The sequence below is a fragment of the Luteimonas sp. TWI382 genome (genome assembly GCF_039674545.1).
In the GTDB taxonomy this organism is placed as follows: Bacteria; Pseudomonadota; Gammaproteobacteria; order Xanthomonadales; family Xanthomonadaceae; genus Luteimonas.
In genome coordinates this window covers 19,722-40,778 of the sequence record NZ_JBDJNS010000033.1, presented here as the reverse complement: position 1 = coordinate 40,778, position 21,057 = coordinate 19,722, and the positions used below count along the sequence as shown (strand labels likewise).

19 protein-coding genes are annotated in these 21,057 nt (G+C 71.4%); 12 read left to right on the top strand and 7 right to left on the bottom strand.

What is annotated here, in order from left to right:
- Window positions 1-280: 280 nt before the first annotated feature.
- Together ABE505_RS15750 and rpsU are read right to left on the bottom strand one after the other, a co-directional pair.
- Window positions 281-724 (bottom strand): GatB/YqeY domain-containing protein, encoded by a 444-nt coding sequence (locus ABE505_RS15750; RefSeq protein ID WP_346445414.1) that lies wholly within the window; start codon window positions 722-724, stop codon window positions 281-283.
- Between the two features lie 166 nt (window positions 725-890).
- Window positions 891-1,106, bottom strand: a complete 216-nt coding sequence (rpsU, locus tag ABE505_RS15745) for a 30S ribosomal protein S21 (RefSeq protein WP_047138278.1) — start codon at window positions 1,104-1,106, stop codon at window positions 891-893.
- Window positions 1,107-1,295: 189 nt separating this feature from the next.
- Here rpsU and tsaD point away from each other — a divergent pair, with 189 nt between their 5' ends.
- The 10 genes from tsaD (at window position 1,296) to ABE505_RS15695 (ending at window position 10,537) form a co-directional block, all read left to right on the top strand.
- On the top strand, window positions 1,296-2,330 hold the full coding sequence (gene tsaD / locus ABE505_RS15740; RefSeq protein ID WP_346445415.1) for a tRNA (adenosine(37)-N6)-threonylcarbamoyltransferase complex transferase subunit TsaD: 1,035 nt from the start codon (window positions 1,296-1,298) through the stop codon (window positions 2,328-2,330).
- A gap of 133 nt (window positions 2,331-2,463) precedes the next feature.
- A complete protein-coding gene (gene folB / locus ABE505_RS15735; RefSeq protein ID WP_346445416.1) occupies window positions 2,464-2,820 on the top strand; it encodes a dihydroneopterin aldolase in 357 nt (118 codons plus the stop codon).
- Between the two features lie 56 nt (window positions 2,821-2,876).
- Window positions 2,877-4,181 (top strand): mechanosensitive ion channel family protein, encoded by a 1,305-nt coding sequence (locus tag ABE505_RS15730; RefSeq protein WP_346445417.1) that lies wholly within the window; start codon window positions 2,877-2,879, stop codon window positions 4,179-4,181.
- Between the two features lie 49 nt (window positions 4,182-4,230).
- On the top strand, window positions 4,231-4,731 hold the full coding sequence (gene folK / locus ABE505_RS15725) for a 2-amino-4-hydroxy-6-hydroxymethyldihydropteridine diphosphokinase (RefSeq protein ID WP_346445418.1): 501 nt from the start codon (window positions 4,231-4,233) through the stop codon (window positions 4,729-4,731).
- Entirely contained in the window at window positions 4,731-5,744 is a 1,014-nt protein-coding gene (locus ABE505_RS15720; RefSeq protein WP_346445419.1) for a 3-oxoacyl-[acyl-carrier-protein] synthase III C-terminal domain-containing protein, read from the top strand. Before folK ends, ABE505_RS15720 begins: the two co-directional genes overlap by 1 nt.
- Before the next feature lies 1 nt (window position 5,745).
- Entirely contained in the window at window positions 5,746-6,624 is an 879-nt protein-coding gene (locus tag ABE505_RS15715) for an MBL fold metallo-hydrolase (protein WP_346445420.1), read from the top strand.
- On the top strand, window positions 6,609-7,565 hold the full coding sequence (locus ABE505_RS15710; RefSeq protein WP_346445421.1) for an NAD(P)-dependent oxidoreductase: 957 nt from the start codon (window positions 6,609-6,611) through the stop codon (window positions 7,563-7,565). Before ABE505_RS15715 ends, ABE505_RS15710 begins: the two co-directional genes overlap by 16 nt.
- Window positions 7,562-8,716, top strand: coding sequence for a glycosyltransferase (locus tag ABE505_RS15705; protein ID WP_346445422.1), 1,155 nt, complete (start codon window positions 7,562-7,564; stop codon window positions 8,714-8,716). Before ABE505_RS15710 ends, ABE505_RS15705 begins: the two co-directional genes overlap by 4 nt.
- Window positions 8,706-9,290, top strand: a complete 585-nt coding sequence (locus ABE505_RS15700; RefSeq protein ID WP_346445423.1) for a hypothetical protein — start codon at window positions 8,706-8,708, stop codon at window positions 9,288-9,290. The genes ABE505_RS15705 and ABE505_RS15700 overlap by 11 nt, the downstream gene beginning before the upstream one ends.
- A complete protein-coding gene (locus ABE505_RS15695; protein ID WP_346445424.1) occupies window positions 9,275-10,537 on the top strand; it encodes a glycosyltransferase in 1,263 nt (420 codons plus the stop codon). The genes ABE505_RS15700 and ABE505_RS15695 overlap by 16 nt, the downstream gene beginning before the upstream one ends.
- A 15-nt stretch (window positions 10,538-10,552) precedes the next feature.
- Here the strand turns inward: ABE505_RS15695 and ABE505_RS15690 are convergent, their stop codons facing one another.
- Complete coding sequence (locus ABE505_RS15690; RefSeq protein ID WP_346445425.1) at window positions 10,553-12,184, bottom strand: diguanylate cyclase; 1,632 nt, start codon at window positions 12,182-12,184, stop codon at window positions 10,553-10,555.
- On the bottom strand, window positions 12,181-12,915 hold the full coding sequence (locus tag ABE505_RS15685; protein WP_346445426.1) for a pteridine reductase: 735 nt from the start codon (window positions 12,913-12,915) through the stop codon (window positions 12,181-12,183). Before ABE505_RS15685 ends, ABE505_RS15690 begins: the two co-directional genes overlap by 4 nt.
- Window positions 12,916-12,983: 68 nt before the next feature.
- Here ABE505_RS15685 and ABE505_RS15680 point away from each other — a divergent pair, with 68 nt between their 5' ends.
- Window positions 12,984-14,165, top strand: a complete 1,182-nt coding sequence (locus ABE505_RS15680) for an SAM-dependent methyltransferase (RefSeq protein WP_346445427.1) — start codon at window positions 12,984-12,986, stop codon at window positions 14,163-14,165.
- Window positions 14,162-14,581 carry a VanZ family protein gene (locus ABE505_RS15675; protein ID WP_346445428.1) on the top strand — a complete coding sequence of 140 codons (420 nt, stop codon included), beginning with the start codon at window positions 14,162-14,164 and terminating at the stop codon, window positions 14,579-14,581. The genes ABE505_RS15680 and ABE505_RS15675 overlap by 4 nt, the downstream gene beginning before the upstream one ends.
- 22 nt (window positions 14,582-14,603) lie before the next feature.
- Here the strand turns inward: ABE505_RS15675 and ABE505_RS15670 are convergent, their stop codons facing one another.
- The 3 genes from ABE505_RS15670 to ABE505_RS15660 form a co-directional block, all read right to left on the bottom strand.
- Window positions 14,604-16,949: a family 20 glycosylhydrolase gene (locus tag ABE505_RS15670; protein ID WP_346445429.1), complete on the bottom strand. Its 2,346-nt coding sequence runs from the start codon at window positions 16,947-16,949 to the stop codon at window positions 14,604-14,606.
- Between the two features lie 124 nt (window positions 16,950-17,073).
- A complete protein-coding gene (locus ABE505_RS15665) occupies window positions 17,074-19,782 on the bottom strand; it encodes a TonB-dependent receptor (RefSeq protein WP_346445430.1) in 2,709 nt (902 codons plus the stop codon).
- Between the two features lie 159 nt (window positions 19,783-19,941).
- Entirely contained in the window at window positions 19,942-20,991 is a 1,050-nt protein-coding gene (locus ABE505_RS15660; RefSeq protein ID WP_346458291.1) for a glucokinase family protein, read from the bottom strand.
- Window positions 20,992-21,057 lie beyond the last annotated feature (66 nt).

Below are 21,057 nucleotides of genomic sequence, written 5' to 3'. Positions count from 1 at the left end.
GCCGGGGAGGGCGCAGATGCGTATCGCCGCGAGCGCGAAAGTCACGACGGATCGCCTCCCCCACGTGTGGGGGAGGTCGACGCGCATAGCGCGTCGGGTGGGGGCGGGGCCGTTGGCGGCGCGCCCCACCCCAGCCCTCCGCCGCAAGCCGGGGAGGGCGCAGATGCGTATCGCCGCGAGCGCGAAAGTCACGACGGATCGCCTCCCCCACGTGTGGGGGAGGTCGACGCGCATAGCGCGTCGGGTGGAGGCGGGCCGTTGGCGGCCCGCCAGCCGGGCCTCAGCCCAGCGACTGCTTGACCAGGCGCGAGACCTCGCCCATGTCGGCCTTGCCGGCCAGTTGCGGCTTGAGCACGCCCATCAGCTTGCCGATGTCGGCCGGGCTGCTGGCGCCGGTCTGGGCCTTCGCCGCCTCGATCGCGGCCACGATCTCGGCCTCGCCCAGCTTCTCTGGCAGGTAGCGCTCGATGACCACGATCTCGTCGCGCTCGATCTGGGCCAGGTCCTCGCGCCCGGCCCCCGCGTACTGGGTCACCGAATCCTTGCGCTGCTTGACCATCTTCTCCAGCACGGCGAGCACCGCGGCGTCGTCGAGTTCGATGCGTTCGTCGACCTCGCGCTGCTTGATCGCGGCGTTGACCAGGCGGATCACGCCCAGGCTGTGCTTGTCGCCGCCCTTCATCGCGGCCTTCATGTCTTCGGTGAGTTGCTGTTTGAGGGTCATGGCGGTTTCCGGTGGCGGACGGGCAAGCGGTCCTGAGGCAGACCAATGCCCTTCGTGCGAGGCACGGGGCTGGGAACAAGGGACGACAAAAAGCCGGCAGCGCATGCGCGCGGCCGGCTCTTGCGTCAGGACACGATCGCGCCAGGCGGTGCCCGACGCGGGTCGATCAGTACAGGCGCTGGCGCTTGGTGACGTCGCGCGACACGCGACGGGCCTGACGCTTCACGGCGGCAGCGGCCTTGCGCTTGCGCTCCTGGGTCGGCTTCTCGTAAAACTCGCGCTTACGGGTTTCGGCGAGCACGCCGGCCTTCTCGCAGGTGCGCTTGAAACGGCGCAGCGCAAACTCGAAGGGCTCGTTTTCGCGGACTTTGACGCTAGGCATGGAATCTCCGGGGATCTGGGCACCCGACCGTCGAGGGCCGGATCGAATCTGACGAATTCGGGTCTGCCGAGGGTCTGCTCCCGGCGAGCCGCGTATCATAGCCAGGACCCGGCGGCTGACGCAAGCCGCCCGGAGCGGGCGCTGCGATGCGCCCGTGTCCCCGTCCGCTTCCCGGCAGTCCTGCGCACCATGAACGTCCTCGGCATCGAAACCTCCTGCGACGAAACCGGCGTCGCCGTCTACGACACCGCCCTGGGCGGGGCCGCGGGGCTGCGTGCGCATGCGGTCTACAGCCAGATCGCGTTGCATGCGCAGTACGGTGGCGTCGTGCCGGAGCTGGCCAGCCGCGACCACGTGCGCAAGCTGTTGCCGCTGATCCGCCAGACCTTGGCCGAGGCCGGGCTCGAGGTCGAGGCGCTCGATGGCGTCGCCTATACCGCCGGTCCCGGCCTGGTGGGCGCGCTGCTGGTCGGTGCGGGCGTCGCCCGCGCGCTGGCCTGGGCGCTCGACGTGCCGGCGATCGGCGTGCATCACATGGAAGGTCATCTGCTGGCGCCGCTGATGGAGGACGACGCCCCGGCGCCGCCGTTCGTCGCGCTGCTGGTCTCGGGGGGGCACACGCAGTTGGTCGCGGTCGATGCGATCGGCGCCTACCGGCTGCTCGGCGAGACCCTGGACGACGCCGCCGGCGAGGCCTTCGACAAGACCGCCAAGCTGATGGGCCTGCCTTATCCCGGCGGCCCGCAGTTGGCCGCACTGGCGCAGACCGGGACGCCGGGCGCGTTCCGCTTCTCGCGGCCGATGACCGACCGGCCCGGCCTGGACTTCAGCTTCAGCGGTCTGAAGACCCAGGTGCTGCTGGCCTGGCAGAACAGCGACCGCAGCGCGTCGACCCGCGCCGACATCGCGCGCGGCTTCGAGGATGCGGTCGTCGACACCTTGGCGATCAAGTGCGCGCGCGCGCTCGATGCGACCGGATGCACCACGCTCGTGGTCGCCGGCGGCGTCGGCGCGAACCTGCGCCTGCGCCAGAAGCTGCAGGCCGACGCCACGCGCCGCGGCGGCCGCGTGTGCTTCCCGCGCCCGGCGCTGTGCACCGACAACGGCGCGATGATCGCCTTCGCCGGTGCGCTGCGCCTGCAGGCCGGCCAGCACGGCGATGCGGCGGTGCGCGTGGTGCCGAGGTGGGACATGGCGCAACTGCCGCCGTTGGTGCATCCGTGATGCGTGTGGGGTGATGCGACGGGATCGGCGGCCATGCTCGTCCCGACTCTGCGACGAGACAATCGCTAAGCTGTCGCCCGCGGTTGCGCTTCACCCCCTCTCCCATCCACGAATCACCCATCCGGCCTCTCCCATGGACAAAGTCTTCATCGAAGGCCTCGAGATCGAGGCGCTGATCGGCATCTACGACTGGGAGCGGCGTATCCGCCAGCCGCTGGTGTTCGATGTCGAGATGACGTTCGACAATCGCGTGCCGGCGGCGAGCGACGACATCGCCCGCACACTCGATTACAAGGCCGTCAGCAAGCGGCTGATCGACTATGTCGGCGCGTCGGAATTCGGGCTGGTCGAGACCCTGGCCGAGCGCTGCGCGGCGCTTGTGATCGATGAGTTCAACGTCGGTTGGGTACGATTGAAGCTCAGCAAGCCGGGTGCGGTGCGTGGTGCACGCGCGGTCGGCGTGATCATCGAACGCAGTCGCCAGGACTGATCCGCGGGTCCCGGCGCCGCCGCGGATACGCGGCCGCAACAGGAGATTCCCGCACGATGCAGCCCCATCTCGAACGACTCAGCACCCTGCTGGCGCCCTATCCCTGGGCGTACACCGCAACCGTACTGGCCGCTCTGTGCCTGCTGGCGTGGCTGGCGAATTTCATCACCAAGCGCATCCTGCTGCGCGGCCTCGGTCGGGTGTTGCAGCGCACGCCGCTGGGCGGCGCGCAGCACGACCGACAGGTGCGCCTGCGGGTGATTCCGCGGCTGGCCAACATTGTGCCGGCGCTGGTGATCTCGGCCGGCATCAACGCCGTGCCCGATCTGCCGCCGCAACTGGTGCTGATCGTGGAGCGGCTGTGCCAGATCTTCGTGGTCGTGACGATCGCGCTGGCGATCTCGCGCGCGCTCGATGTGGTCAACCACAACTACGAGCGACGTCCCGACGCGCACAACAAGCCGATCAAGGGCTACCTGCAGGTCGCCAAGATCGTGATGTTCGTGCTGGTCGGCATTTCGGTGATCGCCACGCTGATCGGCGCGCAGTTCCTGCACATCGTCACCGGCCTGGGCGCGATGACCGCGGTGCTGATGCTGATCTTCCAGGACACCATTCTCTCGTTGGTGGCCAGCGTGCAGATCAGCAACGACGGCCGGGTGCGCATCGGCGACTGGATCGAGATGCCGAGCCAGAACGCCGACGGCGACGTGATCGACATCGCCCTGCATACGATCACCGTGCGCAACTTCGACCGCACCGTGACCACGGTGCCGACCAAGAAGCTGGTCAGCGACGCGTTCAAGAACTGGCGGCCGATGTCGGAGGGCGGCGGCCGCCGGATCAAGCGTGCGCTGTATCTCGATCAGGGCAGTGTGCGGTTCCTGGCTGCCGACGAGATCGCGCGCTTCCGCCGCTTCGTGCTGCTCGATGCCTATCTCGACCGCAAGGACCAGGAGCTGTCGGACTGGAACACCGCGCTGGCCGCGCGCGGCGCCGAGCCGGTGAACCACCGCCGGGTCACCAACCTGGGCACCTTCCGCGCCTACGTCGAGCACTACCTGCGCCACCATGCCGGCATCAACCAGGAGCTGACCCTGCTGGTGCGCCAACTCCAGCCCACCGAGACCGGGCTGCCGCTGGAGATCTACTGTTTCACCGCCGACACCGGGTGGACGGTCTACGAGGGCATCCAGGCCGACATCTTCGACCACCTGCTGGCGATCCTGCCCGAGTTCGACCTGCGGGTGTTCCAGGCCCGCAGCGACGCGCCGATGGACGTGCGCCTGCAAGGCGGGCCGACCGCCGACGCGGGCCCGGCCCGGGCGGCGCCGGCGCTGGAAGACGCGCGCCCCCGCTGACCTCGGGCGGACGATGCGCGATCATGGCGCTCCCCACAGGAGCGCCACCATGGCCATCGCCTGCCTGAGCCTCGGCAGCAACCTCGATCCCGAGCGTCACCTGCGCGCCGCGGTGGACGCGCTGCGCGCGCGCTTCCCCGTGCTCGTCGTGTCGCAGACCTACCGCTTCCCGGCGGTGGGCTACGACGGCGCCGATTTCCTCAATGCCGCCGCGACCATCGAGACCGACCTGCCGCCCGACGCGCTCAACGCCTGGCTGCACGCGCTCGAGGACGCGCACGGGCGCGACCGCAGCGGACCGCGCTACAGCGACCGGACGCTGGACATCGACATCGTGCTCTACGACGACCGCGTGCTGACCGGCGCGGGGAACCTGCGCATTCCGCGCGATGAACTGCGGCATGCGTTCGTGCTCAAGCCGCTGGCCGAGATCGCGCCGGACCTGCGCCATCCGGTCGACGGCCGCACCCTCGCGCAGCTGTGGGCCGTCCATCCCGACCGCGACACGGCGTTTGCGCGCATCGACGCGCTGGCCGGGTGTCCCGCCTGATGCAGACCGCAGGCCCTGCACTGCGGATCCTGGGCAGCGGTTGCCATCGCCCTGCGCGGCGGGTGCCGTCGAGCGATTTCGATGCGCGGCTCGGCCTGGCGTCCGGCGCCAGCGAGGCGGCAACCGGCGTGGCCTGGCGCGGCGTTGCCGCCGATGGCGAGACTGCATCGTGGATGGCGGCGCGCGCCGCGCAGGCGGCACTCTCGGCGGCCGGGATCGGCGGCGAGACGCTCGACGCGATCGTCTCCACCTGCGCGGTCATGGAGCAGCCGATCCCGTGCCAGGCCGCGCTGGTCCAGCGCGCGCTCGGTCTCGGCGATTCGGGCATCCCGGCCTTCGATGTCAACGCGACCTGCCTGGGCTTTCTGGTCGCGCTGGACCTGGTCGCGGCCGGCATCGCCACTGGCCGCTATCGTCGCGTGCTGGTCGTGGCCAGCGAGCTGCCCTCGCGCGGGCTGCGCGCCGACGACCCGCTGACCGCGCCGCTGTTCGGCGACGGCGCCGCCGCGCTGGTGCTGGGCGCCGCAGCACCGGGCGATGACTCGGCGTTACTGGCCTGGCGCATGGAGACCTATGCCGACAGCGCCGACGCGTGCCGGATCCGCGGTGGCGGCACGCGGATCGCGCCCGGCGATCGGGCGCATTGTGACATCGATCCGGACGTCTACCGCTTCGAAATGGACGGCCCGGCGACGTTCCGGCTGGCGGGCCGTCGTCTGCCGCGCCTGCTCGAACGCCTGCTGGCAGCGGCCGGCATCGGCCTGGATGCGATCGACTGCGTGGTTCCGCACCAGGCCTCCGGCGGGGGCCTGGACCGGATCGTGCGCGCGTTGCGGCTGCCCGAAGAGCGCGTGGTGCGGATCCTCGCCGAGCACGGCAACCAGGTCGCGGCCTCGTTGCCGCACGCGTTGCACCACGCGATCGTGGGCGGCCGCCTGCAGCGTGGCCAGACCTGCCTGCTGCTGGGCACCGGCGCCGGGCTGTCGCTGGGCGGCGCGGTGCTGCGGTACTGACGTGCGCCTCGCCCTGACCCTGTTCGACGTCGGACATTGCCGGCATTGCGAGCGGGTGACGCTGGCCGGCGGGCGCTGGGCCAGCGTGGCGTTTCCGTCGATGGTCGCGCTGATCGTGCATCCGCGGCAGGGCGCGATCCTCTACGACACCGGCTACGCGCCGCGGTTCCTGGACGCGACCGCACGGCTGCCCGAGCGCCTGTATCGCTGGGCCACACCGGTCGTGCTGCCGGCCGAGCAACGCCTGGAGGCGCAACTCGCCGCGTACGGGCTGCGACCGGCCGATATCCGCTGGTGCCTGATCTCGCATTTCCATGCCGACCACATCGCCGGCCTGCGCGACCTGCCCAATGCCCGCTTCGTGTGCATGCGCGAGGACCTGGACACCCTGCGCGCGATGCCACGGTTGCGCGGGCTGCGCAACGGCTGGCTGCCGGCATTGTTGCCGCCGGATTTCGACGCGCGCCTGCGCCATGCCGACGAGGCGGTCGCGCGGCCGCTGCCCGCGCCGTGGCAGGCGCTGGGCGAGGGCCACGACCTGTTCGGCGACGGCAGCCTGTTCGCGGTTGCGCTGCCGGGCCATGCGCCGCGGCAGTTGGGCCTGTGCCTGCGCGACGCGCACGACCGCGCAGTGCTGCTGTGCGCCGATGCCTGCTGGTCGCACCTGGCGTTCCGCGAGCGTCGGTTGCCGGCATGGCCGGCGCGGCTGGTGACCCACGACTGGCCGGCCTATACGCGTACGCTCGCGCGGCTGCACACGCTGGCCCACGAGGCCCCGGACGTGGCCATCGTGCCCTCGCATTGCCAGGCGAGCCTGGACCGCTATCGCGCGCAGACGCCCGCGCCCCGACCGGAGGCGGCCGCATGCGCATCCTGGTGACTGGCGCGTCGGGCTTCGTCGGCGGCGCGTTCCTGCGCCGCCACGCCGCGCGCGCCGACCTGACGCTGTGGGGCACCGGGCGCCGTGCGACCGACCTGCCGGGCTACGTGCAATGCGACCTGAGCCGGCCGTTCGACCTGCCGTTCCGACCGGACGTGGTGATCCATGCCGCCGCGCGGTCCTCGCCCTGGGGCACGCCTGCGCAGTATCGGGCGCAGAACATCGACGCGACCGCGCATGTCATCGAGTTCTGCAAGCGCCACGGCCTGCCGCGGCTGGTCTACCTGTCGTCGAGTTCGGTGTTCTACCGCGAGGCCCATCAATTGGGCCTGCGCGAGGACAGTCCGATCGGGCCGGACTTCGTGAACCGCTACGCGCAGACCAAGTACGCCGGCGAGCAACTGGTGCGCGCCTATCCCGGCGAGCATGTCGTGGTGCGGCCGCGCGCAGTGTTCGGCGTCGGCGACACGGTGCTGTTTCCGCGCATCCTCGAAGCGGCGCGACGCGGTGCGTTGCCCCGGTTCGTCGGCCAGGACCGGCCGGTGATCGGCGATCTGGTGCAGATCGACACGTTGTCGGACTACCTGCTGCGGATCGCGACGATGCCGCGCCCGGCCGAGAGCTACAACCTGACCAATGCCGAGCCGGTGGACCTGCAGGCGCTGCTGCTCGACGTGCTGGCGCAACTGGACCTGCCGCCGCCGACGCGGCGCGTGCGCATCGGCGCGGCGCTGCGTGCGGCCACCGTGGCCGAATGGCTGTGGCGTGGCCTGCGGCTGCGCGGCGAGCCGCCGATCACGCGCTTCGGCGTCGGCGTGTTCGCCTATTCCAAGACCTTCGATCCGGCGCGCATGCTCGCCGACCTGGGACCGCCGAGCGTGTCGTTGGCCGACGGCATCGAGGCCTTCGTCGCCTGGCAGCGTGCGCAGTGGGCGCGGTGAGCGTCGCGCTCGTCTGCGCGTGCGCCTACGCCGCACTGCTGGCGCTGCGCGGCGCCTGCGCGTGGCGCGAACTGCGGCGCCAGCACGCACGTCCGGTGCCGCCATCGGCGCGGCGGATGCAGGACGTCGCCGTGCTGCAGCCGATCCTCGGCGGCGACCCCCGGCTGCGCGACGTGCTCGGCGCCACCGTGCACGCGCTGCCGCTGGCGCGCTTCCACTGGCTGCTCGATGCCGACGACGCGCAGGCACTCGCGGCGGTCGCTGCCGTGCGCGCCGCGTACCCTGGCGCTGCGATCGACGTGTGCGTGTTGCCGCCTGCGCCCGACGGCTGCAATCCCAAGATCTACAAGCTCGAGAGCGCGTTGCCGCAGGTCCAGGCCCCGGTCTGCCTGGTGCTCGACGACGACGCCACGCTGTCGGCCGATGCGCTTGCACGCCTGGTCGCTGCCCTCGATGCGGCCGACCTGGCGACGGCGCTGCCCGGTTATCGCGACGACGGCGAGCGCTGGCCCGGCCGCCTGCTCGCGTGCTTCGTCAACGACAACGCCGCGCTGACCTATCTCGCGCCGCTGGCCTGGGCGCCGCCAGTGTCGATCAACGGCATGTGCTACGCGCTGCGCACCGAGCGCCTGCGCGCGATCGGCGGCTTTTCGCCGCAGCGCGGCGCGCTGGCCGACGACCTGGCGATGGCCGATCACGTCCGCGCACAGGGCGGCCGCATTGCGCAGACGATCGCGCCGGTCGCGGTGCGCACCAGCCTCGACGGCCCGGCGCACTACGTGCGGCAGATGCATCGCTGGATGTTGTTTGCCACCTTGCTGCTGCATCGCCAGCCGCCACGCACGCGGGTGGCGATCGTGCTGCTGCATGGCCTGCCGCCGCTGCTGTTGTGGGCGATGCTCGTGGCGCTGGCATGGCGCCCCGGGTTGGCCGGTGCCGTGGCGGTCGCCGGTGTGCTGGCGCTTCGGGCCTGGGTGCCATGGGCGCTGCAACGCGGGCTCGGCGTCGCGTCCGCACCGCGGCCGGTGCTGTCGCTGCTGGCCGAGCTGTTGCAGCCGCTGCATGTGTTGCATGCGGTCTGCGTGCGCACGGTGCGCTGGCGCAGCCGCCGCTACCGCGTGCATGCCGATGGCCGGTTCCATGCCGCCTGACGCCGACAGCGGGGGAGTCCGCATCGCGTTTCTGACCGGCCGCAGCGACCCGGCGCGTTGCGCGCTCAGCCCGCAGCAGGCGGCATTCCTCGACACGCTGCGCGGGCCGGGTCGCGACCTGCTCCCGTGCAACTTCCCCTACACCGCGTCGCGCGCCGGCCACGTCGCAGTGCCGTTGCCGTTGGCGGCGCTGCGCAATGCCGGCGATTACCTCGTCGCCCGTCGTCCCGCGTTCGCCCGGCGCCACGGCGCGGCGGTGGCCGCGGCGTTGGACGGTGGCGGCGCGGTGGTGGTGCTGGCCGGCAGTTGCGGGCTCGAACTGCTGGCCAACCTGCGGTTGCCGGTGGGACTGGCACAACGGCTCCACGTATTCGCCTACGGGCCGGTGGCGCGGCGGGCGCCGGACGTGGCCCGCCTGCTGTGCGTGCGCGGCCGCGGCGACTGGATCTCGCGCCTGGGCTGGCGCGGGCCCGCGCTGCCGGTCGGCGGCGGCCATCTGGACTATCTGCAGCGGCCCGAGGTGCGGGCCCTGTGCGCGGACTTCGTCGCGGCGACGCCATGCGCATCGACCTGATCGCGCCGCCCTACAGCGGACATCTGCATCCGATCCTGGCGATCGCCCGTGAGCTCGCGCCGCGGCACGCGGTGCGGGTGCTGTCGACGCCGTCGGCGATGGCGCAGGTCGCGCGTGCCGGGCTTGCCGGCGTACCGCTGCTCGATGCCGACGCCGAGCGCGTCCTCGATGCGATCTCCGACCCGCGCCATGCGGTACGCAACCACCCGCTGCGCATGCATCGACAACTGCGCGACGCGCTCGGGGTCATGACGCACTTCGCGCAGGCCTTGCGCGCTGCGTATGCGCAGGCGCCGCCGGATCTGGTGATCGCCGATTTCACCGTGCCGGTTGCCGGCACCGTCGCGCAATCGCTGGGCATCCGTTGGTGGACCAGCCTACCGTCGCCATGCGTAGTCGAGACGCCCGACGGGCCGCCGGCCTACATGGGCGGACTGCTGCCGGCGACGCATGCTGGCGCCCGGCTGTGGCAGACACTGGCGCGCTGGGCGGTTCGCGGCTTCAAACGCGGCGTGCATCGAATGCACCGCACGCGCATGCGCGCGCTCGGTCTGCCGCAACTGTACCGGGGCGATGGCACCGAAGCGGTCTACTCGCCCGAGCGGATCCTCGCGCTGGGCATCGCGGCGCTGGAGTTCCCGCGCACCTGGCCGGCGGCGCTGCGCTTCGTCGGGCCGCGGTTGCCGGCCGGTGGCGACGACACGCCGTGGCTGCCGCCGCGTGCGGCGCCGGTGTTCGTCGCGGGACGCCGACATGTGCTGGTCACGCTGGGCACGCACCTGCGCTGGGCCAAGGGCGGGGTCGACGTGCGGTTGCGCGCGTTGGCCGCGGCGATGCCCGAGCTGGAGATCCATTTCAGTGACGGCGACGTCGCGGCCGACCACCACGAACGCAGCGGCAACTACCAGCGGCTCGCCCATGTCGACTATGCGCGCTGGGTCGGGCGCTACGATCTTGTCGTGCACCACGGCGGCGCCGGCATTCTCTACCGCTGCTTGGCCGAGGCGCGTCCGGCCATCGTCTGCCCGCAGGATTACGACCAGTTCGATCATGCCGCGCGGCTGCAACAGGCCCGTGCGGCGCTGTGGCTGCGCGACCTCGACGGGCTTCCGGCCGCAGTGCGCCGTGCGTTCGCCGAACCGTCCCTGTTCGCCGGCCTGCCGGCCCTGCAGGCCGCAGTGCGCGCCTGCGTGGCGGCGCACCCGCTGGCCGATCTGGTCGAGCAGGATGTAGGCCCGGCACCGTAGCCCCACGCGTCCGGCTCAACCTGCCAACTGCACGCGATCGCGGCCGGTCTGCTTGGCCTGGTACAGCGCGTGGTCGGCCCGTCGCAGCAGGGTGTCGGCATCTTCGCCGGCCCGGTGGGCGGCCACGCCGATGCTGACCGTCGGGCGCAACGCGTCGAAATCGGCCAGCGCGGTCCGAAAGCGCGTGCGGATCCGCTCGGCTATCTGCAGCGCGGTCGCAGCATCGGTGCCGGGCAGGGCGACGACGAACTCCTCGCCGCCGTAACGCGCGACCGGCCAGGCCGGGTCGAGTTCGAGCCGCAGCACGCGCGCGACTTCGCGCAGACAGCGGTCGCCGGTCGAATGCCCCAGCGCATCGTTGATGCGCTTGAAGTGATCGAGGTCGAGAAACATCACCGACAGATGGGCCGGCGCGGCAGCCAACAGCACTGGCAGGCGCGCATCCCAACTGCGCCGGTTGAGCAGGCCGGTGAGTGCGTCGGTGTGCGCTTGCCGCAGGGCGAGGTCGCGCTCGCCGCGCAAGCCCGCGCTGCGCTCGGCAAGACCCAGTGCCAGCACCAGCGCCTCGAACGCGCCGGTCGCCAGCGATGCCAGGCCGTCGTCCCAGGCGATGCCGATCCGCTCGCCGAGCCCGAGGCTCGACAGGGCGGTGACCAGCAGCAGCGGTGTCCAGCCGATCAGGAACACGCCTGCCAGCCGCGACCCGCGATGCGCGGCGAGCGCGGCAGCGCCCAGCAGCAGCGGCGCGCCGAGCGCCAGCAGCGGGTTGATCAGCGTCCGGCCCAATGCCTCGAGCGCCGGCAGCGGCACCAGCGCCGGCACCGCACACAACGCCACCACCGCAGCGTAGCCGCGCAGCCAGCGTCGGCTGCGCGGCAGCAGGCGCGGCAGGTCGGCGAAGCGGTCGAGGAACAGAGTCGCGCTGACGATCGCGGTCGCGGTCGCCAGCCGCCCCCAGAAGCGGGTGGCTTCGCCCAGCCACTGCTGGCCGAGCGGATGTACCGTGTAGCCGGTCTGCAGCGCCATCACCAGCGCGAACGCCACCACATAGAGGGCGTAGAACGCGAAGGTCGCGTCGCGCAGACGCCAGGCGAAGAACGCCGCCATCACCGCCATCGCCAGCATCGTCGCCAGGCACGCGCTCGCGATCGCCAGCCAGCGCGCATCGCGTTGCAGATAGTCGCTTTCCGACACCACCGTCCACAGCAGCGTGCCGGGCATGCTGCCGTGGGTCTGGACCCGCAGCGTCAGCGGGGCGCCGTCTGGTGGCGGCGACACGACGTGGAACCCCAGGCGGCCGTGCCCTGGCCATTGCCCCGGCACCTGGATCGTCTGCGCGCGCGTCTGCGGCTGGCCGGGCGGCCACTCCAGAGTCACATGCTGCAGCGCCGCCTGCCGGACCTCCAGGACCCAGGGGCCGGCCGGCCATTGGCCGTCGCGCGGCCACAGCTGCACCGTGTGGCCGTCGTCTGCACGCGGCAGCGTCAGGCCGCGCTGCGGATCGAACGCCTGCGCCTGCTGTGCGTCCGCGGCTTGCCAGCGGCCATCGAGCGGGACCAGCGGGGCCGCCATGACCAGGCCCGCCAGCAGCCAGGCCGCTGCACCCAGCAGCACCGACAGCAGCGTGCGCAAGCCGTCGCGGGTCACAGCATGCGGCCGCCGTCGACGTGGAGGACCTCACCGGTGCTGAAGCCGGCCCCGCGCAGCAGCCAGCCGACCGCCTCGGCGATATCCTCGACCCGGCCCTGCCGGCGCAACGGGGTCGCCTCGAGAATGCGTGCGCGCAGCTCGGGATCGCCGCCGTCCTCCGGCCACAGAATCGCGCCCGGCGCGACCGCGTTGACCCGCACCTGCGGCGCCAGCGCGACCGCGAGGCTGCGGGTCAGTCCGAGCAGCGCCGCCTTCGATGCCGCATAGGCGACCAGGTCGGCGCGTGGGCGTTCGGCATAGAGGTCGGCGATATTGACGATCGCGCCGCTGGCGCTGCGCAAGTGCGGCGCGGCGGCGCGTGCGAGCAGGAACGGCGCGCGGGCGTTGACCGCCATCAGCGCGTCGAACAGGGCCGCGTCGCTGTCCGCCAGCGATGCCGGCACGAACGCCGCGGCGTTGTTGACCAGGGCATCGAGCCGGCCGAAGCGGGCCACCGTCGCCGCGACGAGGGCGGCCGCAGCGTCGGCCTCGGCCAGGTCGGCCGACAGCACGGCAGCGCTGCCCGGGCGCAACGCCTCGAACTCGGCGGCCAGCGCATCGGCGTCGTCGCGCGAGGCGTTGCAGTGCAGCGCGACGTCGTGGCCGTGGGCGTGCAGATGACGGGCGATCGCAGCGCCGAGGCGGCGCGCAGCGCCGGTGATCAGCGCGACGGGGCGCGGGGTGTCCATGCGGGCTCCTGACGGTCGCGTTCGGGCAGGCTCGGTATGCTGTGCATTGTGACCGCCAAGCCCCGTCCATGTCCGCTCCCCCTATCTCCGAAGATGCCCTTGCCCACAGCGAACGCCTGCGTGCGGCGATTCGCGCGCTGATCGCCGAGGCCGGCGGCGCGATCCCGTTCTGGAAGTTCATGGAGCTGGCGCTGTATGCGCCCGGCCTGGGCTACTACAGCGCTGGCGCGACGAAGTTCGGTGCGGCCGGCGACTTCGTCACCGCGCCCGAACTCGGCAGCCTGTTCGCCGAATGCATCGCCGAGGCGATCGCGCCGGTGTTGCGCGAGATCGGCGTCGAGGCCCAGGTGCTGGAGGTCGGCGGCGGCAGCGGCGCCTTCGCTGCCGATGCGCTGGCGCATCTGGCCGCGCTCGATGCCGTGCCTGCGCGCTACGCGATCCTCGAGCCCAGCGCGGACTTGCGCGAGCGCCAGCGCGCGCATCTGGCCGCGCGGCTGCCGGCCGCGCTGTTCGCGCGTGTGCACTGGCTCGACGGCCCGATGCCCGACGACTGGAACGGCGTGCTGTTCGCCAGCGAGGTCGTCGATGCGCTGCCGACGCCGCGGTTCGCAGTGCAGGGCGGCGAGGTGTACGAGGAGTACGTCGTCGTTGCCGACGATGGCGGCTTCGCGACCACGCTGCGCCCGGCCGATGCGCTGCTGGCGCCGGCGGTGCGACACATCGAGCGCCAGCGCGGCGCGCCGCTGCCCGAAGGCTACCGCTCCGAACTGCTGCCGCAACTGCCCTACTGGGTCCAGGCGGTGGCCGGGGGGCTACGGCGCGGCGCGATGCTGTTCGTCGACTACGGCTACCCGCGCAGCGAGTACTACCGCGACGATCGCAGCGACGGCACCCTGCGCGCCTTCCACCGCCACCGAGTGTCGCCGGACGTGTTCGCGCTGCCGGGCCTGCAGGACCTCACCGCCTCGGTCGACTTCACCGCGCTGGCCGAGGCGGGCACCGGGGCCGGCTTCGAATTCGCCGGTTACTGCACCCAGGCCTCGTTGCTGCTGGGCAACCGCCTGGATGCGCGCCTGGCCGCGCACGAAGCCCAGGCCGCCGACGAAGCCGCCCGCTACGCCCTGCGCCAGCAGGTCAAGAAGCTGACGTTGCCCGGCGGCATGGGCGAGGCGTTCCAGGCGATCGGCTTCGCTCGCGATGTCGACTTCGAACACGCGTTCCTCGTCGGCGATCTGAGCCACCGGCTGTGAGCCGCGCCGCGGGGCCGCGCGTGCGGCGCAGCGCGCTCAAGCCGCTGCGCCGGCCCGGGCTGTGGTGCGGGCTGTGGATCGCGGCGATCGCGGCTGTCGTGGTGCTGTCGCTGGCGCCGTCGGTGCCGATGCCCGACGTGCCCGATGGCGACAAGCTCGGCCATTTCCTCGCCTACGCGGCCCTGGCGGCGGCCGCGGTCCAGCTCTACGCGCGCTGGCCCTCGCTGCTCGGTGCCGGCCTGGGCCTGGTGCTGCTGGGAATCGGGCTGGAGTTCGCGCAAGGTGCGCTGACCCAGACCCGCATGCAGGACCCGGCCGACGCACTGGCCAACACGCTGGGCGTGATCGCGGGCCTGGCGACCCGGCTCACGCCACTGCGCGACCTGCTGCTGCGCATCGACGGCGAACGCCGGTAGTCCAGGCGCCCGCCGCGGGCCGTCAACGCGGCTGCAGCGTGACCGCGTCCACCACCCACATCGTCGGCCGGGTGTCGCCGGTGAAGCGAAGACACAGATCGGTCGTACGCCGCGACGCCAGCGCGCCGGTGTCGAGCGGCACGTCGAGACTGACGAAGCCATCGGCATCGGGCGCCGCCGGCAACGGCACCGTCGCCAGCACCGGACCGGCGCAGCCCTCGCCCTGGACCTGCAGCTCGCCGTGCGCGGTGCGCGCCGGCAGGAAGGTGCGCTGGGGTTCGTCGTGGGCCAGCTGGAACGCATAGGGCATGCGTCCGGCGCGGACCGTCAACCGATCGATATCGCCCAGGTCCGCCGCCGGCCACAGCCAGCAGGGGTGGAAGATCGTCACGTCGAAGATCGCGCGCTCGCCGGTCAGCGGACCGTCGTCCTCGAGCCGCAGCAGCAGGCGCCCGACATCGGGGCAGACCGCCAGCTCGGCGTTGTGGCGGGTCAGCAGCGAGGTCGCATCGACCGCATGGGTCGTGGCCGGCGCCAGCGACGTGCCGTCGGCGGCGAACGCGGCCGCGCGCAGCTGCACCGGCAGGCGCACATCGAGCGGCACGGTGTAGCGCGGCGAGCCGGCATCCGGCGCGCGGCCATCGAGGGTGTAGCGGATCGGGTAGCCCAGCGGATTGCGCAGCGTCACCCGCGCAGTCCCGTCGCGGCGGTCGCCGTCGACCGTTGCCCACGCCTGGAACGGGGTCTGCGCATAGTCGATGTCCAGCGCCCGGTAACGCTGCAACTGCATCGGCAGGCGTGCCAGGAAACCGACGTAGTTGCGCGCCTCGACGGGCGACCAGGCGGTCTCGGCCAGCGCCGCCATGCGTGGAAACAAGTTGTGCTGCAGACGCGCGAAGCTGCGTGTGTGCTCGGTCCACATGTTCGCCTGCACGCCGAGAATGTGATGGCGCTGCGCCGCCGGCAGCGCGGCGGGCACCGGCTCGAACCGGTAGACCTGCTCGAGCGTGACCATCGACGGCCGGCCCGGCGGCTCGTCGGGCGCGTCGGTCTGCAGGTAGTCCAGGTACAGGTCCGAAGACGGGCTCATGACCACGTCGTGGCCGAGCGCGGCAGCGGCGATGCCGCCCTCGATCCCGCGCCACGACATCACCGTCGCCTCCGGCGGCAGGCCACCCTCGAGGATCTCGTCCCAGCCGATCAGGCGCCGGCCGTGCGTGGACAGGTAGCGTTCCATACGGCCGATGAAATGGCTCTGCAACTGCGCCTCGTCGCGCACGCCGAGTTCGCGCATGCGCTGTTGCACCCGCGGTGAGGCCTGCCACTGGTCCTTGACCGCTTCATCGCCGCCCACGTGCACGTAGCGGCCCGGGAACAGGTCGACCACCTCGGCCAGTACGTTTTCCAGAAACGTGAAGGTCGATTCCTCGACATTGATCAGCGTGCGGTTGACGCCCCATTCGGCGAGCACCGGCACCGGCGTGTCGAGCACACCGAGCTCGGGATAGGCCGAGACCGCGGCCTGTGCGTGCCCGGGGCCGTTGATCTCCGGCACGACCTCGATGTGCAGCGCCGCAGCATAGGCGACGATCTCGCGGATCTGGTCCTGGGTGTAGTAGCCGCAGTAGGGCACCGGCGCGCCGGTCGCAGGATCGATACCGCCATCGCCGGCCGGAATGCGGCAACCGCCGACCTCGGCCAGACGCGGATAGCGCTTGATCTCGATGCGCCAGCCTTGATCGTCGGTCAGATGCCAATGGAAGACATTGAGCTTGTGCACCGCCATCGCATCGAGCACGCGCTTGATCTCGTCGACGCTCTGGAAATGCCGCGCCGAATCGAGCATGAGCCCGCGCCAGCCGAAGCGCGGGGCATCGTCGATCCGCAACGCCGGCAGCGTCATCGCCTCGCCCTGGGCTTGCGCGACCAACTGCCACAGCGTCGTCGCGCCGTGGAACAGGCCGCGCGCATCGGCGGCGCGCACCACGATGCCGTCCTGCGCGATCTCCAGCGCATACCCTTCGGGCGCCTCGGGCGAGACCGCCGGATCGAGCACGAACGCGATCGCGCTGGGCGCCGGGCCGCCGGCTGCGGGCGCGGCCAGGCGCAGACCGTTGGATTTGGCGGCCAGCGCGGCGAACCGGCGCGCTGCCTGCTGCGCGGCCTCGCCGTCGGCATGCAGTGGTGTGGCCACGCTGAGATCGAAGCCGCCATCGCCGGTCACGATCCGGGCAGGAGCGGGAATCAGGGCTGGGGCGGTGACCACCTCATGCGGCCGTTGCGGACGCGGGGCGCAGGCGGCCAGCAGTGCGGCGGCGGCCAGGCCGAGCGCGACGGCAGGCAGGCGCGGGATCAAGCGAACAGGCATACGCGATATTCCATCAGAAATGCGCGGCGCCGCACGAATGCGGCGCCGCCGGTGCGGGCCGGAGGCCCGCAGGCGATGCGGGCGCGCCGTGTCCGGAGAACCCGGACGCGGCGCACCTGCGCGCTTAGAACTTGAAGCGGAAGTTGAGGTAGTACTGCCGGCCGTTGGAGTAGAACGCGTACGGCAGGTAACCGGCGGTGGTCTGCGTGTAGTACTTGTGGTCGGGGTTGTTGAGGTTGAGACCCTCGAGCGTGACGGTGAGCCAGTCGCTGGCCTTGAAGCCGAGCGAGGCCGACAGCGTGCCGAAGTCGTCCTGGTAGAACGCGTCGGTGCGGCTGACGCCGGCGTAGAACGCATCGCGGAAGGTGTAGCTCACGCGCGCGTTGAACCGCTCGTTCTCGAAGTAGCCCGACAGGTTGTAGGTGTTCTCGGAGGTGCCGTTGAGCGGGCGTCCGCCCTCGGCGTAGCCGTCGGCGTAGGTGTAGTTGGCCGCGACGCCGAAGTGTTCGCCGATCGGCTGCTCGTACGTCAGCTCCACGCCCTTGACCTTGCCGTTGCTGTTGATCGGCATCGAGACCAAGTAGTCGGCGTACACGTCCCGGCCGGCCTCGACGCTGGCGGCCTGGTCCTTGTACTGGATCGTGGTGGTGCCGAAGTTGACGTAGTCGTCCAGGTCCATCCGGAACAGGCTGGCGGCGAGCAACGCGCGCGGCGCGAAGTACCACTCCAGCGACAGGTCGAGGTTGGTCGAGACGATCGGTGCCAGGTACGGATTGCCGCCGCTGCCGGTATGGGTCAGGTCGTCGAGCGCCAGCGTGCCCGACAGCGCCGAGAAGTCCGGACGGGTCATCGTGCGCGAAGCCGCGAAGCGCGCGACCAGATCGTCGGTGATGTCGAGCTTGAGGTTCAGGCTCGGCAGCAGCTTGCTGTAGTTGTTCTCGTCGCGCACCGGCAGGTAGGCACCGAAGTCCGAGCCGGTGATCGCGCCGGGGACATCGTCGGGCGAGGACACCGACTGGTTGTAGCTCACATCGGTGTCGGTCTTGACGTAGCGCAGGCCGATGTTGCCGCTCCAGCGATCGCCTTCGAAGTTGGCCTGCACGTAGGCGGCGCGTACCCGCTCCTTGACGCCGTAGACGCCCGAGAAGTCGAAGCGGCCCACCGGATCGCGGTTGGCGAAGCGGCTGTTGAGTTCGGCCAGTTGCTCGGGCGTGTAGTACCAGATGCCGCCGGGCACGCTGCCGCCGATGCCGTTGCCGAAGTCGCTGGGGAAGTGGCCGCCTGGCGTCGGGTAGGCGCCGAAGTTCTGCCAGTCGCTGGCCCAGTTCGGGCCCTGACCGATCTGCCGGTCGTTGCGACGCTCGTGCTCGGCGTGGCGCACACCGAAGTCCAGCGACGACAGCACGCGACCGACATAGAGTTCGCCGTCGGCGGAGAACCAGTCCTCGTCGTCGCGCACGTCGATCGCCTGGCCGCCGAAGATCCAGCCGAACTGCGGCAGGTGCGTGCCGGTGGTGTTGTCGCCGCCCAGCGACCAGTCGATCGGGTGGCCCAGACCGTGCATCTGCCAGCTGGCGCCGGCGTTGCCGGCCACGCCGGTCTCGATCACGTCCTGGGTCGGGCTCTGGCCGCGGCCCCGGGTGGTGCCGGCCTGGACCTTGATGCCCAGCGCATCGGTGGCCTGCCAGTCGGCGTCGAGGGCGATGTACTTCGATTCGGAGCCCGCGCCCGGGCGCGAGATCATGTCGTAGACGCCGTAGGGCGTGATCGTGTCGCTGGTCACCGGCGCATAGGTGGCCTGGGTCAGCACGCCGTTGCGGACCACATAACCCGGTGCGGGCGCCTGGCCGTTGACGAACTGGCTGCCCCACATCATGAAGTTGCGGTTGAAGTTGTCGGCTTCGAGTTTGGAGTAGAAGGCATTGAGGCCGAGGGTGAGGGTGTCGGACGCCTTGACCTCGATGTCGACCACGCCGCCCTTGCGCTCGCGCTCCTGCTCGAACAGCACCGCGCCGAGCAGGTTGGGATAGAGCACGCCGGCCAGGTCCGGGTTGGTCGCCGCGACCGCCGAATCGGCGCCGATGACGCCGTAGCCGCCGACCACTTCCTGGCCGTCGCGGCGCAGGTGACGCTTCTGGTGGAAGCCCTGGACCATCACGCCGACGTTGCCGGCATCGTTCTTCCAGTTGAACAGGGCGCTGATCTGCGGATCGGTCTCGCCCGGCAGGTCGGCATGGACCGCGCCCACCGACAATTCCGCGGTGAATGGCTGCGGGAACTGCAACGGGCTGCGGGTGACGATGTTCACCGAGCCGGCGGTGCCACCCTCGACCAATTTGGCCTGCGCGGTCTTGTAGACCACGACCTGGTCCACGATCTCGGCCGGCAGCAGCGAGTAGCTGACACTGCGTCCCACGTTCGCGGTCTGGCTGAGGACGAACCAGTCGCCGGTGCCGATGGTGTGGCCGTTGACCAGGGTCTGGGTCAGGCTGGGATTGGTGCCGCGCAGGCTCACCCGGTCGGCTTCGTCGAAGCCGCCTTCGCTGGCGCTCGAGGAACTGATGTTGACGCCGGGCAGGCGCTGCAGCGCGTCGGCGACGTTCTTGGCCGGCAGCTTGCCGATGTCCTCGGCCGAGACCGCCTCGACGTGCGACTGCGCCTCGCGCTTGGTGTCGAGCGACTTCTCCAAACTGCCGCGGATACCGGTCACCACGACCCGGTCCAGGTCGGTGGCCGCGTCCGACGTGGGGGCCGCCTGTTGCGCCTGGGCCTGCGCGGCGACGCACAGGCCCATCGTGATCGCGGCCGAAAGCACTGATTTACGGGTGTTCATGGTGGTCCCCATCGCTGATGTGAGTGGCGCCGCGGCGGCCGTCGTGCCGTCGCGTGCGTGCCTTGCCGGCGTACCCCACTGCCTGGCCGCGGCGCGCGCGCCCCGCAGGGCGCGCCGTAACGCGGGTCCTTCCCCGACCGTCGCGCCGCCGGCGACGCGTCAGTCGAGCCGGTCGAGGTACCAGCTGGCGGCGCCGATGACGCCCAGCTGCCCGTGCTCGACCAGATTCACGGGAATGCGTTCGAGCGCCTCGCGCATCGGTGCCTTGTCGAGGAACCGGGCGACGAAGTCGCTGCCCATCAGGTAGTCGCGGATCTGCGGCAGGATCCCGCCCGCCAGATAGATGCCACCGTGCGCGCCGTAGAGCAGCGCCATGTCGCCGATCGTGCTGCCGAGCAGACCGCAGAATGCGTCCAGTGCCGCGCGCGCTGGCGCGTCGTCGCCTGCGATCGCCGCCGCGGTGACCGCCCCCGGCGCCGTGTGGACCGGGGGCACGCTCTGCAGCGCGCACACTGCGCGGTAGAGATTCAGCAGGCCCGGGCCCGACAGCGCATGCTCGATCGGGACGTGGCTGCGCCCGCGCTGCAGCTCGCGCAGCAGCGCCTGCTCGCCGGCATGGCCGGTGGTCAATGCCGCCTGCCCGGCCTCGGTGGCCAGCACGACCGGGCCGTGCGCGGTCGGGATGCGCACCGCAGCGCCCAGGCCGGTGCCCGGCCCGACGATCAACATCGGCCCCGGCGCGGCGGCGTCGGGGCCGGTCAGGCGCAGCACTTCGCTGGCGTCGACCTGGGCGGCGGCATGGGCGACCGCTTCGAAATCGTTGACCAGGCGGAAATCCCGGAAGCCCAGCCGCGTGCGGATGCGCTCGAGCGAGATCGGCCACGGCAGATTGGCGGTGATCACGGTGCCGTCGCCCAGCGCGTAGCCGGCGCTGGCGATCGCGCCGGCATCGACCCGGCGCCCGGGCAGGGCGGCAAGGAACTCCTCGACGATCTCCGCCAGGCCGGGATACGCCGCGCAGGCGTACTTGCGGTACTCGAGCACGCGCACCGGGCGTGCCGTATCGCCGGTGGCCTCGACCAGGCCAATACGGACGTGGGTGCCGCCGACGTCGGCGGCGATGAAGGCGTCGCGCACGGCAGGGCGGGGCGCGGTCGACGGCAGGGAAGAAGATGCAGCCACGAAAGCTCCGGGTGGGAAGGGCGCCATACGATGACAGCCGCTGCCAGATGCGACGGAGTGTCGGCATGTCATGACAACGATGTCAACGCCTCG

What these genes read in the sequence shown, in the direction of transcription:
- ABE505_RS15720 (WP_346445419.1), top strand. Translation starts at nt 4,731, where the DNA reads ATGCAGACCGCAGGCCCTGCACTGCGGATCCTGGGCAGCGGTTGCCAT.
- ABE505_RS15700 (WP_346445423.1), top strand. Translation starts at nt 8,706, where the DNA reads ATGCCGCCTGACGCCGACAGCGGGGGAGTCCGCATCGCGTTTCTGACC.
- ABE505_RS15695 (WP_346445424.1), top strand. Translation starts at nt 9,275, where the DNA reads ATGCGCATCGACCTGATCGCGCCGCCCTACAGCGGACATCTGCATCCG.
- folB (WP_346445416.1), top strand. Translation starts at nt 2,464, where the DNA reads ATGGACAAAGTCTTCATCGAAGGCCTCGAGATCGAGGCGCTGATCGGC.
- ABE505_RS15665 (WP_346445430.1), bottom strand. Translation starts at nt 19,782, where the DNA reads ATGAACACCCGTAAATCAGTGCTTTCGGCCGCGATCACGATGGGCCTG.
- ABE505_RS15685 (WP_346445426.1), bottom strand. Translation starts at nt 12,915, where the DNA reads ATGGACACCCCGCGCCCCGTCGCGCTGATCACCGGCGCTGCGCGCCGC.
- ABE505_RS15710 (WP_346445421.1), top strand. Translation starts at nt 6,609, where the DNA reads ATGCGCATCCTGGTGACTGGCGCGTCGGGCTTCGTCGGCGGCGCGTTC.
- ABE505_RS15750 (WP_346445414.1), bottom strand. Translation starts at nt 724, where the DNA reads ATGACCCTCAAACAGCAACTCACCGAAGACATGAAGGCCGCGATGAAG.
- ABE505_RS15670 (WP_346445429.1), bottom strand. Translation starts at nt 16,949, where the DNA reads ATGCCTGTTCGCTTGATCCCGCGCCTGCCTGCCGTCGCGCTCGGCCTG.
- ABE505_RS15730 (WP_346445417.1), top strand. Translation starts at nt 2,877, where the DNA reads ATGCAGCCCCATCTCGAACGACTCAGCACCCTGCTGGCGCCCTATCCC.
- tsaD (WP_346445415.1), top strand. Translation starts at nt 1,296, where the DNA reads ATGAACGTCCTCGGCATCGAAACCTCCTGCGACGAAACCGGCGTCGCC.
- ABE505_RS15680 (WP_346445427.1), top strand. Translation starts at nt 12,984, where the DNA reads ATGTCCGCTCCCCCTATCTCCGAAGATGCCCTTGCCCACAGCGAACGC.
- rpsU (WP_047138278.1), bottom strand. Translation starts at nt 1,106, where the DNA reads ATGCCTAGCGTCAAAGTCCGCGAAAACGAGCCCTTCGAGTTTGCGCTG.
- folK (WP_346445418.1), top strand. Translation starts at nt 4,231, where the DNA reads ATGGCCATCGCCTGCCTGAGCCTCGGCAGCAACCTCGATCCCGAGCGT.
- ABE505_RS15660 (WP_346458291.1), bottom strand. Translation starts at nt 20,991, where the DNA reads ATGGCGCCCTTCCCACCCGGAGCTTTCGTGGCTGCATCTTCTTCCCTG.